This is a genomic window from Shewanella sp. QJM3NY_23 (assembly GCF_056173105.1).
Map to the genome: position 1 here is coordinate 1901528 of NZ_CM149657.1, position 16988 is coordinate 1918515.

Genomic DNA, 16988 nt, shown 5'->3' on the forward strand with positions numbered 1-16988 from the left:
ACATGACCTTTTTGGAGCGGTAGTTCAGTTGGTTAGAATACCGGCCTGTCACGCCGGGGGTCGCGGGTTCGAGTCCCGTCCGCTCCGCCAAATTAAAAAAGCCCTAGCATCACTGCTAGGGCTTTTTTAATTTACATTTTTTATACTCATTCATGTCAATACCACTGCGGCCGAGTTCACTGCGCCAGCATTCCCCTTATGGCTTTACTGTTGCATACCATCGACATTGATTCTCCTATTGTCATTGTGGGATATGACTGATGTTTACCATGGTTATGCGCCGCATAATTGATGGAATTAGAAAAAAATCGACAAGCATGCACTGGGCACGCATGCTGTAGAGTGTATATTTTTGATTAAAACGAAAGGACATATCAATGGTTGAGCAGATCACTGCCATGTTAGGATTGGTCGGTATTTTATCTATTCTTTGCCAATGGTTAGGCTGGAAGCTTCGTTTACCTGCCATTTTACCGCTATTGATATGTGGTTTGCTCGTCGGACCAGGCTTTGGGATTCTCAACCCTGACGCTGTATTTGGTGACCTACTGTTTCCGATCATCTCTCTTGGTGTGGCGGTGATTCTATTTGAAGGTGCGCTGACACTTAACTTTTCTGAGATCCGTGAACACGGCCGAATGGTAACCAATCTTGTCAGTATAGGTACTTTAATTACTTGGGCCATCATAGGTTGTGCGACCCATTTTATCATGGGATTCAGCTGGGAGTTGTCGATGTTATTTGGCGCCTTAGTGGTGGTAACTGGCCCAACTGTGATTGTGCCCATGCTGCGCAGTATCAAACCTAAAGCACAATTAGCCAGCATTTTGCGTTGGGAAGGCATAGTTATCGATCCCATTGGTGCTTTGCTGGCGGTGTTAGTGTTTGAATACATTGCCGTGGCCGCCGATCCAACGACCCATGTGCTTCACTCTTTAGTCTATATGTTAGGCATTGGTATCGGCTTAGGAGCGAGTGCTGGCTACGCCATCGGCATTGTGATACGCCGTGCCCTCGTGCCGCATTATTTGAAAAATACTGCCGTATTAACCATCATGCTGGGCGTGTTTGTGTTGTCAAATTTGGTGCAAGAAGAGTCAGGCCTGCTGACTGTGACTGTGATGGGTATTTGGCTGGCGAATATGCGCGGCGTTGATATTGACGATATTATTGAATTTAAAGAAACCCTCACTGTGTTGTTTATTTCGGGCCTGTTTATCTTACTTGCGGCGCGCTTAGACTCGCAAGCATTGCTGGATTTGGGCTGGCAAGGTATTGCATTACTGTGTGTGGTGATGTTTATCGCGCGGCCCGTTAGTGTGTGGTGTTGTGGCATAGGCAGCTCTTTAGCAAGAGCAGATAAATGGTTTTTAAGTTGGGTGGCTCCGCGAGGCATTGTAGCCGCTGCGGTATCATCATTGTTTGCCATTAAACTGGAAAGCCAAGGTTTACCCGGCGCCGAACAGATAGTGCCCTTGGTGTTTCTTATTATTATTGGCACAGTGGTGGCGCAGAGTCTTACAGCCAGCCGCTGGGCCCGTTTTTTGGGAGTGAAATCAGGGTCATCACAAGGTTTACTTATTTTTGGGGCCTCAAAGTTTGCCAGAGCACTTGCCAAAGTCTTATTGAGTAAAAATGTGCCGGTGATCCTTGCCGATAATAACTGGGATAACATTCGATTATCGCGTATGGATAATATTCCGGTGTATTTCGGTAATCCTGCTTCAGAGCATGCTGAAAACGCGATCGATATGAGCGGGGTTGGCCGCTTATTAGTGCTATCACCTTATCGACAGCTAAATCCATTAGTGACCTTTCATTACCAAGATGTATTGGGCAAAGATAAAGTGTTTGGGTTAAATAATAATGAGGGCAACAGCGCCCGCCATAAGCTGTCAGAATCTTATCAGCAACGGTTATGTTTATTTGGTGAGTCGGTTTCCTATACCCGTTTAGCCACAACCATGGCAAAAGGCGGCGTGATAAAGGTAACCAGCATTACCGATAACTTCACGTTTACCGATTTTAAACGTCGTTACGGTGAAATGGCGTTGCCGCTTATTTATCTGCAAGAGGGCAAAGTGAAGCTTATTACCGAGGCGATCACAGACTTACCAGTGGGCATTGAGTTGATAAGCTTGTTATCTGCCGAAGCCCTAAGTGATACTCAGGTGAGCGACGAGTCTAAAGCGAAAAAGGTTAAAGAGGCTAAGTCTAAGCCCGCAGATAGAGAGACTGATAGTCATAGTTAAGTGGAGTAAATCATTTAGTTGTTACTTAACACCTGACATCAGATCTATTCTTGTATCCATAATGAGTACATCAACAAAGAGGGCACCTATTTAACCTGATGGGCTTGTAATGTAATAGGGTAGTTTTAACTAATGCTTTGGCATAAAAATAGCCCTAATGCGTTAATCATAGGGCTATTTTTTGTGAACTTGGGCGCGGATAAGCAAGTAAAGGTATTAGATCACTGCTTGTTTTTCTTCTTTAATCCTAACCCTAACTCACGGCCACGAATTCGCGCATAAAATGGCAATGTGATCAGTAATATCGCCAGTAACAGCACTTCAATCGCGGCAAATACCAAGGCGGTGTCGGTCACATACAGTAAGGTTAATCCATGCAGCATATACAGGCAGATAATAAAACTGCCCCAAGCATAGGTGTAGGGATCGCCGCTTAAAATGCCTTTTAATGGTGCCAGTAAGGGCAATATCCATAACAGACTAAAAATTAGCGAATATTCGCCACTTAGCCCTTGATTACCAAACCATGCTGTCATCAATAACAACAAGGTCAGGTAGCAGGCACGGCTGATTTGAAATAGCTTATTTGAGCTCATTGACCATTGACGCCTTATAAAATGCTTAATACGTTTTCGGGAGGGCGTCCGATCGCCGCACGGTTATTGGCTAACACTATGGGGCGTTCGATAAGTTTAGGGGTGTCTACCATCGCTTGGATAAGCAGTTCATCATCTTCAATATCGGCTAGACCCTGGGCTTTATATTCATCTTCTTTCGTACGCATCAATTGGCGAGGCGTGATCGCTAATTTATCGACAATGCCGCGGATCTCAAGCTGAGTGAGAGGAGTCTTAAGGTATTCTATGATTTGAATATCACAGCCTTTTTCTTCAAGTAACGCCAAGGTTTGACGGCTTTTTGAACAGCGAGGGTTATGAATAATACTTACTTGCGTCATAGGTTGTCTGCTGGTTGTCAAAAGTTGCCGATATTCTACTGTAAAAGGTGAGCGGAGTCACAAAGAGTTCGCTCACCTCGTTGTTACAGCTGTTCGATCGCTTTCTTCGATTGTTTAAATTGGCGAATACGGGCTTCAATACGTGCCAGTTGTAGTGGATCTTGTTCTGATAAGCGATAGGCAAAATTAAGCTGGTCAATCGCACCGTCGTAATCTGCTGCTAAAGCCATTGCTTCGGCTTTAATGTAATGCTCCATCGATTTATTGCCGACCTCTTTATAGGCGTCACTGAGTAAGTACAGTGGTAACTGATTTTGTTTATCGAGGAAAATCATCTCCTCCAAAATAGGAATCGCCTTTAGTGGTTGTTTGTGTTCAATATAAGCATTAGCTAAATTGGTGTTGATCACCTGAGAGGTGGGTTTAAGTTGTCGCTGTTTCTCCAGCATAGCAATTGCTTGATCATGTTGTTTGCGTTCCAGCAGTAAGTCGGTTTTGGTATCTAAATAAAACAAATTATTGGGCGCTTGAGCCAGTAGTTCATCGATAATCTTTTCGGCTTGTTGAGGTTGCTTTGCTCGCAGTAGCGCTAAGGCTAAGCCGTACTCGGCAGCTTGTTTATATTCATATTGGCCTTTTTTCAGCTGATTTTGAAATAGGCTTAATGCGGCCTCTTCACTATAGCTTGAGAAGCGCACTTGAATACGGGCCTTAGCTAACTGAAAATCGAGGTTATCGGCGATATATCGATGCGGATATTGGGCGGCGCGATTACGTGCTTCACTGATCCGTGATTCAGGTAGTGGGTGAGTCAATAACATTTGTGGCGGTGTAGTGGTAAAGCGGTAGCGAGTCGCTAGTTTTGCAAAAAAGTCGGCGGCGCCATTAGGGTCAAAACCGGCATCAACTAATATTTGCATCCCAATTCGGTCGGCTTCCTTCTCATGGAGACGGGTGTAGTTAATTTGTGATTGCGTCGCCAAAGCTTGAGTGGTGGCCATTGCCGCCATTCCCGCCTGCGGCGCCGCAATAGTCAACAAAATGGCCCCAAGTAGACCCACCATGGTGGCCGTTGAGCTCTTATCTCTGGCTTCAATCGAGCGAGCCAAGTGACGTTGGGTCACGTGGGTGATTTCGTGGCCGATAACCGATGCTAGTTGGCTTTCATTATCAGCATTTAGGAACAGGCCTGTATGAACGCCGACATGGCCGCCAAAAAACGCAAATGCGTTGATCTCATCATTGCGCAGCAAAAAAAAGTAAAAGGGGGTTTTGACCCCGCTGGCGTGGGCTACCAGTTTATTGCCTAGCTCTGTCATATATTGATTTAAGACAGGATCGTTAAGAATAGGTGCAGAGGAGCGTATGACGCGCATATAAGCATCGCCATAGGTATTTTCTTTTTCTAAGCTGAAGGTGTTTACCGCGGCCGTGCCGAGATCCGGCAGGTCATTATTAGCAAAACCCAAAGGGGCTACAGCAAACAAGGCCAGTGACATCGCCCCCGCAAGGAGGGACTTGGCTGTGTTAATTTTACTCAAACTTATCCTTAGCGGGCTATCAGCATATCATGTTGATTATTAGAGTGAATAGAACACCATTAGTTCATTTATGTCGAGTGACACCTTGTAATAAAAGCAAAGTATACTGCAACTTAATTGATAACTTGTGGTTTAGTCAGAGACTTAGGATAATAGCCGGAGTTTGTCTTTAGCAAGTTGATTATGACTTTTATTGATTTAACCTCTTATCGATGTCCCTTAGCCTTAGTTAAGCTTAAGCTGGCGCTTAAACAGATGAGCGATGGCGAGCAACTACTGGTGAGTCTTGCTGATAAAGGCACACGTCAAGATGCGCCGCGTTTTTTAACACGACAAGGTTATCTGTACACCGAGCAGCAAAATAATGACCAAGTATTAGTACTCGCCGTTGTTAAAGCAGCGCGGTCGTAATTGTAATGCATTACTGAGTAGGAAGTGTGAATGTTATCCTTATTGAGCAATTGGTATAAAGACCGATTTAGCGATCCCCAAGCGGTAACCCTAGTGTTTATCATTGTGGGTATTGCCCTGGCACTCTATTTTGCGGGTGGGCTGCTAGCGCCACTCTTGGTTGCCTTAGTGTTAGCCTTTTTGCTGGAGTGGCCTGTCGCGCAAATGGGCCGTATTGGGATCAATCGCACCACTGGTGCCTCATTAGTCTTGGTGCTGTTTATCGGTATGATGATATTGCTGATGTTTGGTTTGGTGCCCAGCCTCTGGAAACAAGGACTCGGATTAGTCACAGATTTACCTTCTATGCTTGATAAAGGGCTTATCACCATCAAAGCGTATGTCGAACAATACCCTCAATTTTTAAGTACCGAGCAGTTAGATACCACAGTTGGTGAGCTTAAAAAGCTACTCGATACTCAGCATCTGCTGGATTTAGGTAAACAGCTTATTGGTTACTCAGCATCATTATTGGTATTAATGGTTTACACCATTTTAGTACCTTTGCTGGTGTTCTTTTTCTTGAAAGATAAGGACCAACTTATTCGTGGTAGCAAGCGCTTTATCCCGTCTAATCGTGATTTGGCGCGTAAAGTGTGGTTAGAGATGAATCAGCAAATCTTTAATTATATTCGTGGTAAAGTGATTGAGATTTTTATCATTGGCGTGGTCAGCTATCTGTTTTTTGCCATTATGGATTTACGTTATGCCGCCTTATTGGGCGTGTTAACTGGATTGTCGGTTTTGATCCCCTATGTTGGCGCTACATTGGTGACTCTGCCTATTGCCTTGGTGGCATTCTTTCAATGGGGCGTAAGCCCTGAGTTTGGTTATTTGATGTTAGGTTATGGCATTATCCAAGCACTAGATGGCAATGTGTTAGTGCCAGTGTTGTTTTCAGATGCCGTTGATCTGCACCCAGTATTTATTATTGCTGCAGTATTAGTGTTTGGCGGGCTGTGGGGTGTTTGGGGGGTATTCTTCGCTATCCCGTTGGCGTCTTTGGTGAAAGCGGTGATCAATGCTTGGCCGCAAGTGAATTCGGCTTCGTTAATGGTAGATAAACCTGATGATGAAACTGCAGAGAAGCAAACATCAGCTGCACCATCTGCCTAAGTGTATTCATTCTGCTAAGTTGCAAGGTCATCGCCGGGTTAAGGGGGGGCATTAAGACTGTGTGGATTAAGCTTTTGCTGAATTAAGTGCAGTAGAATAGGGTAGTTGAGCCCAACGTCACGCTAACAACTTATATTGCAACAATCATTTTGATAATAAAAAGCCAGCAATTAAGCTGGCTTTTTTGTTATCTATTAAGTTATTGCTAACTGGCTATCAATAACTTTCATCACAACTTCATGGTGATCTTTGGTTTTAAATTTATCGAACACATGTAGGATTTTTCCGTCTTGGCCGATAAGGAAGCTCAGTCTATGGATGCCATCATACACTTTGCCCATAAACTTCTTCTCGCCCCACACACCAAATGCATCGGCAATGGCATGGTCTTCGTCACTTAATAATGAGAAGTTAAGTTGATGTTTATCGGCAAAACGCGCCAGCTTAGCCACAGGATCTGGGCTGATACCCAATACAGTGATCTGGTTGGCGTCAAGTTGAGGTTTGCTGTCTCTTAAGCCACAAGCCTGCACTGTGCAACCTGGTGTAAGTGCTTTAGGATAAAAATAAACCAATACGGGGCCGTCTTTTAATGCAGCTTCGAGTGAAATGGCTTCATCGTTTTGATTTTTTAAGGTAAAGGTTGGGGCTACATCCCCTTGGGCTAAGGTTTTCATTCGCTTTCCTTTTGATTGCTGTCGATCCCCTGCATACGTTCAATATTGCAGCTAAGGTTCAATTCTTCGGCCAGTTCGATGATATTTTGTTCGAGTTGTTCGATATCCACTTTCTCTGGCACATTAATGGTTAAAAACACATTTTGTATTGGCTCACCGTCAGCGGTTTCTTCAGCGTGCGAGCGTACGGCTGCAAGATCAAGTGAGCGGTCGGCCAAAAATTGTGTTAAGCGTTTCATGGTGCCGCGCTGATCTTGACCATTAAAAGAGACTTGCAGGCGTGACACATAATGGCGTGGCGTGTGCTTCGAGGTGCGTTTCATCACGCTTAATAGCCCCAGTTCGACACTTAATGCTGGCAAATTAGCTTCCATCTTAGTGATGGCAGGCCAGGAACCAGAAATCATCATGATCAAGGTAAACTCATTGCCGAAAATGGCCATTCTACTGTCGACAATATCGCAGTCACATTCACTCGCAAGGCGTGCAAACTTACTGACGATACCGGGACGATCCGCCCCCAGTGCGGTGACGACCAGATGATTAGACATGAAATTCCCCCGTGTTGCTGTGAAAATAGTACAAATAAACGCCGCTAAACGATAACGTTTTTTTGAAGCACGACATGCTAACACATGTTAGTGATTTTGCGATCCCTGTCTTAACAAACGCTCAAACAAATAGTCAGGGTGCCCATAAGGTGAAATTCTAACGCTGTGGCGAGAGTTATGCTTGTTTTTAACGCTTAGCATCAGTACCATAGCCAATCCTGAATCCTTGGGGAAGTCACATGATAAACGGAAGCATTGTAGCCTTAATCACACCAATGAATAGTGATGGCTCAGTCGATTATGCAAGTCTAGAAAAACTGGTCGAATACCATATAGAACAGGGTACTGACGCTATTGTCGCGGTTGGCACCACTGGCGAGTCTGCTACTTTACCCATGGCTGAGCACATTGAAGTGGTCAAACACGTGGTTAAATTTGCTGCCGGACGCTTACCTATCATAGGTGGTAATGGCGCTAATGCAACGGCGGAAGCGATAGAGCTGACCAAGGCACAGGCAAACAGTGGCGTAGTCGCCATGCTTGGTGTCACACCTTATTATAATAAGCCGACACCTAAAGGGCTTATCGCGCATTATCGAGCGGTTGCGGCTTCGACCGACATTCCACAAATTTTATATAACGTACCAGGCCGTACTTCGGTAGATATGTTACCCGAAACGGTGGCTGAACTCGTGTCTGTGCCTAACATTATTGGCGTAAAAGAAGCGACTGGCGATCTCAGCCGCGTCACAAGGTTACGTGAACTATGTGGTGACGACTTTAAACTTTATAGTGGCGATGACCCAACGGCACGTGAGTTTCTCAGTTTAGGTGGCGACGGAGTAATTTCAGTCACCAACAACATCGTACCTAAAGCGTTTAAAGTGATGTGTGCTGCCGCGTTAAATGGTGATATGGCCACCGCGATTGCGATAGAAGAGCAAATTAAACCTCTGTTTAGTGCTCTATTTTGCGAAGCCAACCCTATTCCTGTTAAATGGGCTGCTCATCGTATGGGTTTGATAAGCCACGGTGATATTCGTTTACCTTTGACGGAACTTTCACCCCAGTTTCATGGTCTGTTGCTAGAAGCGATGAAAAATGCCCGAATAGAGGTTCAATAATAGATGCTAAAGCAAGTCACCCCAATTTTACTGATTGCAGCTGTTTCAGCCTGTAGTTCACCCATTGATAGACGTCAGGCTAATGGTAGCGATGAGTATGTGTTATTGGAGTCTCAGCCCAAGTTGGTGATACCCCAAGGGCTTAATCAACCTAAATACAGCAGTGAATATGATATTCCGTCCGTTGGTAACAAGGTCGATACTAGCCTAGTGGGTAAAAAACTGGATATTCGTCCGCCATTACAAGTATTGCCCATGGCCGAAGGTACTCACGTTGAGGAATCGAGCGACAGTATTAAGGTTGTGGTCGAATCGATTGATAATGATATCGACTTAAGAGTCGAGATGCTTGATATTCTTAAAGCTTATCTTAATAGCAAGTCTATTAAGATGGTTAAAGAAGATGATGAAGCCGGGATTATCGAAACCGATTGGATAGAGAACCAAGAGTTAATCGACTCTAATTTATGGGGCGCAGACGACGTTTATTTAGTGCGTCAACGTTATCGCTTTACCGTTAATGTGCGTCCTCATGGCCGCAGTGGTAATTTAGCTATCGAGCTTATCGATCATGAAGAGCGTTTTGATGGCCAAGATCAAGATGTGATCCTAAGTGGTGAAGATAAACGCCGTTATACGGTTGATATGCTTAATAACACTATTGCATTTATGAGCGTTAAACGTGCGCAATTAATTAAGGCTAAGCGACTGAAACAGAGCCTAGGTATCGATGTGAGTCTAGTGAAGGCGGAGCCAACCGCTGACAACGAGTCTGGTGTGAGTTATTGGTTAGCTCAAGCGCCTTACAATCGCACATGGGAGCGCTTACGCATCGTCTTACCGGAAATGGGCTTTGAAGTTGTCGACATGGACAGTAACAAAGGTCTCTATTTTATCAGTGTTAATGACGACTCTGGTTTCTGGAGTTCGTTGTGGAATGATAACAAGCTTCCGTTAGAACAAGGTAGCTATCGTTTACGTATAGAACAAGATAGGGATAATACTAATACGCGTATTTACCTTAACGATATGAATGATGAGCCTTTGAGTAATGAGATGATTGAAACTGTCTACCAGACATTAGCCGATCTCATGCAAGAAGATCGTAAAATGCGCTAAATCCACATCCTGTGATGATGTTAAAAAGAGGCTAGTATAGCCTCTTTTTTTATGCATTATGGTTAAGGTTTCCCTCATCGCCAACCGCAATTGATCGCTTTATCCATTTTGGGCGTACTGCAACAGTGTTTGCTGCGTGTTAAGTTTGTAACCAAAAGTAAAACCCCTTGATGCGCCTTAAATCCTAGGTAAACTACCGTTAACAAATTGATGCCATTCGGAAGATTGATGAAAAAAACTATAATAATCTTAATGATATTAGCGGCAATCGCTGGCGCCTATTATTACTACAACCCATCTACCAGTCAGCAGAGTGTTAAGCCAAGGCCGATACCTAATGTGGTTATTGCCAAGGTGGAAATGCAGCCGATCCGTGATGAAGTTGAAGCCCTAGGTACGGGCAAAGCCAATGAATCGATCACTGTCACACCTAAAGTGACCGACATGATCACCGAGCTGAATTTCGAAGACGGGGACATTGTCGAGAAAGGCCGGCTATTGGTGCGCTTACAAGACAGAGAGCAGATAGCCAGTGTTACGGTCGCTCGGGTTAAGATGAACGATCATAAAAGAGAGCTGGCACGTATTAGCTCACTAGTGACCAGTCAAACAGTAGCCGCACTGGAACGAGATCGACTACAAACCTTAATCGACACTGCCAAGGCGCAGTTAGAGCAAGCTGAATCAGCATTAAAAGATAGGCGCATACTGGCACCGTTCTCAGGCCGCCTTGGTTTACGTCAAGTCAGTGAAGGCAGTTTGGTGACACCAGGTACTGTTATAACCACGCTCGATGATATCTCCACCATTAAATTAGATTTCTCCGTCCCCGAGCGCTTCTTGCAGTCGCTTAAAGTGGGTAAGACGGTAGAAACCAGTGCGGTTGCCTACGATGGCGTGATGTTTAGCGGTAAGGTGGTATCCATCGATAGCCGAGTCAACCCCACCACGCGCGCGGTTGTAGTGCGTGCGGCTTTGCCCAATCAAGATTTACGTTTATTGCCTGGTATGTTGATGAAGGTCAAGCTTATCAAGCAAAACCGTGAAGCCTTAATTATTCCCGAAGCGGCGATTATTCCTATCCAGCGTGAGCAATTTGTTTATCTCGTTAACGATGACAATGTGATAGAGCAACGCCAAGTTAAACTGGGTATTCGTAAACGTGGCTGGGTGGAGATTGTTGAAGGCCTACAGGTGGGCGATCAGGTTGTGACCCGCGGTATTTTAAAGGTTCGCCCTGGTGATGAAGTGAAAGTGCAGATGAGCGAAAACTTTAGTTTTCTTCAGCAGGCTAAGGTGGAGCCTCTAGTATGATCTTGACGGATTTGTCGGTAAAACGACCGGTTTTTGCTTCCGTCATTAGCATCTTGTTGATTGTATTTGGCTTAGTGGCGTTTGATAAGTTGCCACTGCGCGAATACCCCAATATCGACCCTCCGATAGTGTCGGTTCAAACTAATTATCGCGGTGCAAGCGCAGCGGTAGTTGAAAGCCGGATAACTCAGCTGGTTGAAGACCGTATCAGTGGCGTCGAGGGGATCCGTAATATTAATTCATCGAGCCAAGATGGACGTTCGTCGGTGACATTAGAGTTTGATGTTGGCCGAGACATCGAGGCGGCCGCTAACGATGTCAGAGATCGCATCTCGGGGTTACTCAACAATTTACCTGAGGAAGCCGATCCGCCAGAAGTGCAAAAAGCCAATGGCGGCGATGAAGTGATCATGTGGCTTAATCTGGTCTCGGATCAGATGAATACCTTGCAGCTGACTGATTATACCCGTCGTTATTTAGTTGACCGTTTCTCCGTTCTCGATGGTGTGGCCAATATTCGCATCGGTGGCGGTAAAGTCTATGCCATGCGAGTATGGATAGATCGTCAAGCTTTAGCGGCGCGAAAGCTAACCGTTGCCGATATTGAGCGAGTGCTGCGCTCAGAAAACGTCGAGTTACCTGCAGGCTCTGTCGAATCTCAAGATCGTCATTTTACCGTACGCTTAGAGCGTAGCTTTAAAAATGCCAACGATTTTGCCAATTTAGTCTTGGCTGAAGGTGATGATGGATACCTGATTAAGTTAGGTGATGTGGCTAGAGTCGAAGTGGGCTCAGAAGAGGAACGCATCACCTTTAGAGGCAATAAAGAGTCGATGATAGGCCTTGGCGTCTCTAAGCAATCGACCGCTAATACCTTAGATGTGGCGCGCGCAGCCAACGCCTTAGTCGATAAAATCAATCCTACCTTACCCGCAGGGATGGAGATTAAGCGCTCATACGACAGCTCGGTATTTATCGAAGCCTCGGTCAAGGAGGTGTATCAAACTTTATTTATCGCCATGTTTTTGGTGATAGTGGTGATCTACCTATTTTTGGGCAGTGTACGCGCCATGTTAATTCCGGCGTTGACAGTGCCTGTATCGTTAATGGCGACGTTTATTGTACTTTATGCCCTAGGTTACACCATTAACTTGTTAACCCTACTGGCGATGATTTTAGCCATTGGTATGGTAGTTGACGACGCTATTGTAGTACTAGAGAACATCCACCGGCGGATAGAAGAGGGCGATTCGCCATTAAAAGCCGCTTATTTAGGTTCACGGGAGGTGGCGTTTGCGGTCGTCGCGACCACGTTAGTGTTAGTTGCCGTCTTCATGCCCATCACCTTTTTAGAGGGTGATTTAGGTAAGCTGTTTAAAGAGTTTGCCGTAGCCATGAGTTCTGCAGTGGTGTTCTCAAGCATTGTCGCTTTAACCTTAAGTCCGATGATGTGCTCTAAGTTACTCAAACCTGCTGGGCAGGAATCTTGGTTGGTGAAAAAAATCGATGCTGGAATGGACAGCTTGACGCTCTTTTATCGTGCGACGCTCACCAAGGCGATGCAGCATCCATTTGTGGTGTCCTCTCTGGTGATTATTGCGCTGGGAATGAGTGGCTGGTTAATGACTCAAGTGCCACAAGAATTTGCCCCCCGTGAAGATAGAGGCTCAATGTTCTTAATCGTCAATGGACCACAGGGTGCCAGTTTTGAATATATCACTCCCTATATGGACGAGATTGAGTCACGCCTGATGCCTTTGGTTGATAGCGGTGATATTAAACGTCTGCTTATCAGGGCGCCACGCAGTTTTGGTCGTAGTGCCAATTTCTCTAATGGGATGGCGATTATCGTATTAGAGGATTGGTCGCAGCGACGCAGCGCCTTTGAGATCATAGGTGATGTGCGGGCACGACTGGCCGATCTCGCAGGTGTGCGAGCTTTTCCTGTCATGCGACAAGCGTTTGGCCGAGGAGTGGGTAAGCCGGTACAGTTTGTCTTGGGCGGCCCAAGCTATGAAGAGATCGCTAAATGGCGTGACATCATATTGGAAAAAGCCAAAGATAATCCTAACCTTATTGGCCTAGATCACGATTATCAAGAAACCAAGCCACAACTGCGTGTGGTCATAGATAAAGATCGCGCCGCTGCCCTGGGGGTATCAATCTCGCATATAGGTCGAACATTGGAGTCGATGTTAGGCTCAAGACTCGTGACGACCTTTATGCAAGGCGGTGAAGAGTATGATGTGATCATCGAAGGTGAGCGCGATAATCAAAACACCGCCCATGATTTAACCAATATCTATGTTCGCTCCGACCGCACTCAGGCGTTGATCCCGCTAGCTAACTTAGTGTCGGTGGAGGAGTTTGCCGATGCAAGCCAGCTTAATCGCTATAACCGAATGCGGGCAATCACCATTGAGGCTAATTTGGCCGATGGCTACAGTTTAGGCGAGGCGTTAGATTACCTTAACGAGCTTGCCTATACCTATCTGCCAGCTGAGGCGGTGATTAGCTATAAAGGGCAGTCGCTGGATTATCAAGAGTCGGGTAGTTCAATGTACTTTGTATTCCTACTCGCCTTAGGGATTGTCTTTTTGGTTCTGGCTGCGCAATTTGAGAGTTATGTTCATCCTATAGTGATCATGCTGACGGTACCGCTAGCCACATTAGGCGCGCTGGTCGGTTTATGGCTTACAGGTCAAAGCCTTAATATTTACAGTCAGATAGGCATTATTATGTTGGTCGGCTTAGCGGCTAAAAATGGTATTTTGATTGTTGAATTTACCAATCAGCTACGTGATAAAGGCTTGGTATTCAAAGAAGCGATTGTACAAGCGTCAAGCCAGCGTTTACGCCCCATTTTGATGACGGGGATCACGACAGCGGCAGGGGCTATCCCCTTGGTGATGGCGCAAGGGGCTGGGGCAGAAACCCGTTTTGTGATTGGGGTTGTGGTATTGTCAGGCATTGTACTTGCAACTATCTTTACACTGCTTGTGATCCCCGTTGCCTACTCATTACTGGCGCAAAATACCAGTTCACCTGAAGCGATTAGCAGGCAGCTTGACCAAGAACTGCAACAACCTAATTAGTCTAAGCGATGAATAAAAAGCCAACCTTGTTCGGTTGGCTTTTTTTATCTATGACGTTTTGCTAATTAACAACGTCAAAAAAGGTGTTATATCTTTAATGTTATAAGGATTTTTTATCACCAATGCGATGCAATAAGGGAGTTAGTTGCGATGAAAACTGAGATTGTGAACATGACGGCAGGGAGCACGAGATCAGCGCCGGTGACGGCACAAAAAGGAGCGATTCGCTGCGATGGTCGACTCAGCAAAACCCGTTATCACTTACAGTTTGAGCCTTTTGATACGTCCGCCATCATAGGTCCCACTTCATTAGCCTTAGCTGATGTTGTTAAGGTCGATACTTGCTGGGGTAAAGGTGCCGGGATTTTACCTATTACCCCTGACGGTATCGAAGTCACCTTAAAAGATGGTAGCCAGTATCAATTTATTGTTGGTGATCCACAACAATGGACTGCACTATTATTAGGGCATAAGTGATAAAGATATTAGGGGTTAAGTGATATAAAAGAAAGGCTTACCTTAGGTAAGCCTTTCTAGTAAAGATGAGTGGGTATCACGCTTCAGTGTAAAGATGTCGGTGTTTAAGGCTTTGGGTTGGCATCTGTATCGCTGTTATCGCTAGCGCTTGGCGGTTCCGCTTGAGGCGAGTCACTTTCTTCCTGCTGGCCCTTGTCCTTAGACTTAAGTTTAGGCTTTTGGGCGTGCCCCTTGCCAAATTGATGCATCTTAAACTTAGCGCTGTACTTGAGCACAGCAAGATTACTGGCTATCACAGCGATGACTATGATGATAATTAACCAAGTTTCTAGACTCGACATGACTCACCTCTGGTTATTATTAGTCGACGGCTAAACGTGCTTCGCAGATGCGAATGTCTTCAGGAGTGTCAACTTCTGGTGAATCGAATGCACTGATCGCCACTTTGATTTTATAACCGTATTCTAGGGCGCGAAGCTGTTCTAATTTCTCTAAATCTTCCAGACGGCCAAGAGGCAGCTTAGCAAATGTCGATATGAAGGCGCGCGTGTAACCGTAAATGCCTAAATGTTTATAGACAGGATAGTCCTTGGTATCACGACCAAAAGGGATTGCGGCACGGGAGAAATACAAGGCATTATAATCGTTATCAAACACCATTTTAACGTGCATAGGATCGTTTAATTCACTCTCTTTAGTGATCTGAACGCCCAAGGTTGCCATATCAAATTCACCGGGGTGACGCTCAAACAGACTGACGATCTGTTCAATGGTGATAGGGTCGATGAGTGGTTGATCACCTTGCAGGTTAATGACTAAGTCATCGTCTTTTAACCCAAGTTGAGTGATAGCATCTTCAATACGGTCAGTGCCAGATGCCGCATTTTCATCTGTCATGATGACTTGACCGCCAAACGATTCTACCGCAGCTTTGATGCGTTCATCGTCGGTGGCCACATAAATGGCGGTGATTCCTTTTGCCAACGCGGCACGTTCATATACGTGCTGTATCATTGGCTTACCGTTAATCGGAGCTAGAGGTTTGCCGGGGAAACGGCTAGAACCATAGCGCGCAGGGATTAACAGAGTTACATTCATTATAGATACCTATTTTTACAAGTAAGTGGCCTCAAGATAAAAGGCTCATATAGAGCCTTATGCGAGAGGCCGGAGGTTAGATACGACGGAACAGCTTAGTGAGCATCTCGTCGGTGACTTTTTCTTCCCATCCGCTACCGTAAACATTATCCCAGAGTGGGCCCATGCTCTTAGTCACCGCGACCATCTTAGCGATGGTTTCATCAGGAAGATCTTTACAAATATTTTTGGGTAGTACGATATTGTGCTTTTTCATCATATGGCGAAATTCTGCTACGCCTTCAGGATAAAACTCTTCAAGTACATCAAAGGCTAAACAATTACCTATTCCATGGTGGTAGCCTAAGACATAGCCTAGACCATAAGAAACGGCATGGCACGCACCGACTTGGCTATAAGCGATACTCATACCGCCCATGTACGATGCCATCATAAGCTTGTCATCTTTTTCTGGATGATCGCCTAAAAATACTTCACGGCAAAGCTCCATCGATTTTTCGGCAAAGGCTCTAGCAAATTCATTCAGGTAAGTGCCTTGTAGTGACTCGACGCAGTGGATATAGCAATCCATGCCCGTGTAGAACCACTGATCCCTTGGTACGCCATCGATGAGCTCAGAATCCATGATGATTTGATCAAATACGGTATAATCTGAGTTCAAGCCTAGCTTACGTACAGGGCCGCATAATACTGCGGTACGGGAGGCTTCTGCACCAGTCCCTGATATCGTTGGAATCCCCACATGGTGTACCGCTGGGTTTTTAATCAGATCCCAGCCTTGGTAGATGGCCGAACCACCTGGATTAGTTAGCATCAAAGAGACCGCTTTGGCCAAATCCATGGTAGCACCACCGCCTAACCCCACCACACTGACGGGGAGTTTAGAATTAAACGCTTGTACTTGTTCAGTTAATGCATCAACTTGCGCCGTTGTTGGTTCATCATCGACATTAACGTAAATGGTTAAATCATGTGCCTTTGCCGGTACGCGGGTACCAAGGGGTTTATGTTGATGAACATCATCAACCAAAAACACTACAAAGTCAGTGGCTTGCTGGCGCTCCGCGCCAAGCACCTTATCAAGCTCAGCAAATGAGCCTCGACCAAAGATCATCTTAGGAACACACTTAAAATTTTTAAAACTCATTACCACATTCTCCTTCTGGATTAGTACTGTAAGAGCGGGCCTGCGCAGTTAGTTTAAGGTTACTGCGCG

At 45.4% G+C, this 16988-nt stretch carries 16 protein-coding genes and 1 tRNA gene; 9 read left to right on the forward strand and 8 right to left on the reverse strand.

The window, feature by feature from the left end; all coding sequences use genetic code 11:
* The first annotated feature begins 13 nt into the window (after positions 1–13).
* Both AC0VXX_RS08655 and AC0VXX_RS08660 read left to right on the forward strand, forming a co-directional pair.
* Positions 14–90, forward strand: a tRNA-Asp gene (locus AC0VXX_RS08655).
* Positions 91–377: 287 nt separating this feature from the next.
* A complete protein-coding gene (locus tag AC0VXX_RS08660; protein ID WP_475516779.1) occupies positions 378–2252 on the forward strand; it encodes a cation:proton antiporter in 1875 nt (624 codons plus the stop codon).
* A 221-nt stretch (positions 2253–2473) separates the two neighbouring features.
* Here the strand turns inward: AC0VXX_RS08660 and AC0VXX_RS08665 are convergent, their stop codons facing one another.
* The 3 genes from AC0VXX_RS08665 to bepA form a co-directional block, all read right to left on the reverse strand.
* Positions 2474–2848, reverse strand: a complete 375-nt coding sequence (locus AC0VXX_RS08665; RefSeq protein WP_475516780.1) for a DUF2069 domain-containing protein — start codon at positions 2846–2848, stop codon at positions 2474–2476.
* A gap of 14 nt (positions 2849–2862) precedes the next feature.
* The gene (gene arsC / locus AC0VXX_RS08670; protein ID WP_475516781.1) at positions 2863–3210 is read right to left on the reverse strand and encodes an arsenate reductase (glutaredoxin); all 348 of its coding nucleotides are present in this window, start codon (positions 3208–3210) and stop codon (positions 2863–2865) included.
* A gap of 83 nt (positions 3211–3293) precedes the next feature.
* Complete coding sequence (bepA, locus tag AC0VXX_RS08675; RefSeq protein WP_475516782.1) at positions 3294–4751, reverse strand: beta-barrel assembly-enhancing protease; 1458 nt, start codon at positions 4749–4751, stop codon at positions 3294–3296.
* Between the two features lie 183 nt (positions 4752–4934).
* Between bepA and AC0VXX_RS08680 the strand changes: the two genes are divergently transcribed.
* Together AC0VXX_RS08680 and AC0VXX_RS08685 are read left to right on the forward strand one after the other, a co-directional pair.
* Positions 4935–5162 (forward strand): sulfurtransferase TusA family protein, encoded by a 228-nt coding sequence (locus AC0VXX_RS08680; RefSeq protein WP_475516783.1) that lies wholly within the window; start codon positions 4935–4937, stop codon positions 5160–5162.
* A 30-nt stretch (positions 5163–5192) separates the two neighbouring features.
* Positions 5193–6317 (forward strand): AI-2E family transporter, encoded by a 1125-nt coding sequence (locus tag AC0VXX_RS08685; protein WP_475516784.1) that lies wholly within the window; start codon positions 5193–5195, stop codon positions 6315–6317.
* Positions 6318–6511: 194 nt separating this feature from the next.
* On the opposite strand, the gene bcp is transcribed toward AC0VXX_RS08685, so the two are convergent.
* Both bcp and AC0VXX_RS08695 read right to left on the reverse strand, forming a co-directional pair.
* Positions 6512–6994, reverse strand: a complete 483-nt coding sequence (gene bcp / locus AC0VXX_RS08690) for a thioredoxin-dependent thiol peroxidase (protein WP_475516785.1) — start codon at positions 6992–6994, stop codon at positions 6512–6514.
* Positions 6991–7545 (reverse strand): glycine cleavage system transcriptional repressor, encoded by a 555-nt coding sequence (locus AC0VXX_RS08695; protein ID WP_475516786.1) that lies wholly within the window; start codon positions 7543–7545, stop codon positions 6991–6993. The genes bcp and AC0VXX_RS08695 overlap by 4 nt, the downstream gene beginning before the upstream one ends.
* A 239-nt stretch (positions 7546–7784) precedes the next feature.
* On the opposite strand from AC0VXX_RS08695, the gene dapA reads away from it, so the two are divergent.
* The 5 genes from dapA (at position 7785) to AC0VXX_RS08720 (ending at position 14674) form a co-directional block, all read left to right on the forward strand.
* On the forward strand, positions 7785–8669 hold the full coding sequence (gene dapA / locus AC0VXX_RS08700; protein WP_475516787.1) for a 4-hydroxy-tetrahydrodipicolinate synthase: 885 nt from the start codon (positions 7785–7787) through the stop codon (positions 8667–8669).
* Positions 8670–8672: 3 nt separating this feature from the next.
* The gene (gene bamC / locus AC0VXX_RS08705; protein WP_475516788.1) at positions 8673–9788 is read left to right on the forward strand and encodes an outer membrane protein assembly factor BamC; all 1116 of its coding nucleotides are present in this window, start codon (positions 8673–8675) and stop codon (positions 9786–9788) included.
* Between the two features lie 228 nt (positions 9789–10016).
* Positions 10017–11102 (forward strand): efflux RND transporter periplasmic adaptor subunit, encoded by a 1086-nt coding sequence (locus tag AC0VXX_RS08710; RefSeq protein WP_475516789.1) that lies wholly within the window; start codon positions 10017–10019, stop codon positions 11100–11102.
* Complete coding sequence (locus AC0VXX_RS08715; protein ID WP_475516790.1) at positions 11099–14197, forward strand: efflux RND transporter permease subunit; 3099 nt, start codon at positions 11099–11101, stop codon at positions 14195–14197. The genes AC0VXX_RS08710 and AC0VXX_RS08715 overlap by 4 nt, the downstream gene beginning before the upstream one ends.
* A gap of 150 nt (positions 14198–14347) precedes the next feature.
* Positions 14348–14674 carry a hypothetical protein gene (locus tag AC0VXX_RS08720; protein WP_475516791.1) on the forward strand — a complete coding sequence of 109 codons (327 nt, stop codon included), beginning with the start codon at positions 14348–14350 and terminating at the stop codon, positions 14672–14674.
* A 104-nt stretch (positions 14675–14778) separates the two neighbouring features.
* Here AC0VXX_RS08720 and AC0VXX_RS08725 read toward each other — a convergent pair whose 3' ends face one another.
* The 3 genes from AC0VXX_RS08725 to kdnB all read right to left on the reverse strand — a co-directional run bounded on the left by AC0VXX_RS08725 (position 14779) and on the right by kdnB (position 16919).
* Positions 14779–15015 (reverse strand): DUF2897 family protein, encoded by a 237-nt coding sequence (locus AC0VXX_RS08725; RefSeq protein ID WP_475516792.1) that lies wholly within the window; start codon positions 15013–15015, stop codon positions 14779–14781.
* Between the two features lie 19 nt (positions 15016–15034).
* Positions 15035–15772 carry a 3-deoxy-manno-octulosonate cytidylyltransferase gene (gene kdsB, locus AC0VXX_RS08730; RefSeq protein WP_475516793.1) on the reverse strand — a complete coding sequence of 246 codons (738 nt, stop codon included), beginning with the start codon at positions 15770–15772 and terminating at the stop codon, positions 15035–15037.
* Between the two features lie 76 nt (positions 15773–15848).
* The gene (gene kdnB / locus AC0VXX_RS08735; protein ID WP_475516794.1) at positions 15849–16919 is read right to left on the reverse strand and encodes a 3-deoxy-alpha-D-manno-octulosonate 8-oxidase KdnB; all 1071 of its coding nucleotides are present in this window, start codon (positions 16917–16919) and stop codon (positions 15849–15851) included.
* Positions 16920–16988: the final 69 nt, after the last annotated feature.

Coding starts and splice junctions, on each gene's coding strand:
- AC0VXX_RS08710 (WP_475516789.1), top strand. CDS start 10,017: ATGAAAAAAACTATAATAATCTTAATGATATTAGCGGCAATCGCTGGC.
- AC0VXX_RS08665 (WP_475516780.1), bottom strand. CDS start 2,848: ATGAGCTCAAATAAGCTATTTCAAATCAGCCGTGCCTGCTACCTGACC.
- AC0VXX_RS08680 (WP_475516783.1), top strand. CDS start 4,935: ATGACTTTTATTGATTTAACCTCTTATCGATGTCCCTTAGCCTTAGTT.
- AC0VXX_RS08720 (WP_475516791.1), top strand. CDS start 14,348: ATGAAAACTGAGATTGTGAACATGACGGCAGGGAGCACGAGATCAGCG.
- AC0VXX_RS08715 (WP_475516790.1), top strand. CDS start 11,099: ATGATCTTGACGGATTTGTCGGTAAAACGACCGGTTTTTGCTTCCGTC.
- kdnB (WP_475516794.1), bottom strand. CDS start 16,919: ATGAGTTTTAAAAATTTTAAGTGTGTTCCTAAGATGATCTTTGGTCGA.
- bamC (WP_475516788.1), top strand. CDS start 8,673: ATGCTAAAGCAAGTCACCCCAATTTTACTGATTGCAGCTGTTTCAGCC.
- AC0VXX_RS08725 (WP_475516792.1), bottom strand. CDS start 15,015: ATGTCGAGTCTAGAAACTTGGTTAATTATCATCATAGTCATCGCTGTG.
- AC0VXX_RS08695 (WP_475516786.1), bottom strand. CDS start 7,545: ATGTCTAATCATCTGGTCGTCACCGCACTGGGGGCGGATCGTCCCGGT.
- dapA (WP_475516787.1), top strand. CDS start 7,785: ATGATAAACGGAAGCATTGTAGCCTTAATCACACCAATGAATAGTGAT.
- AC0VXX_RS08685 (WP_475516784.1), top strand. CDS start 5,193: ATGTTATCCTTATTGAGCAATTGGTATAAAGACCGATTTAGCGATCCC.
- arsC (WP_475516781.1), bottom strand. CDS start 3,210: ATGACGCAAGTAAGTATTATTCATAACCCTCGCTGTTCAAAAAGCCGT.
- AC0VXX_RS08660 (WP_475516779.1), top strand. CDS start 378: ATGGTTGAGCAGATCACTGCCATGTTAGGATTGGTCGGTATTTTATCT.
- kdsB (WP_475516793.1), bottom strand. CDS start 15,772: ATGAATGTAACTCTGTTAATCCCTGCGCGCTATGGTTCTAGCCGTTTC.
- bcp (WP_475516785.1), bottom strand. CDS start 6,994: ATGAAAACCTTAGCCCAAGGGGATGTAGCCCCAACCTTTACCTTAAAA.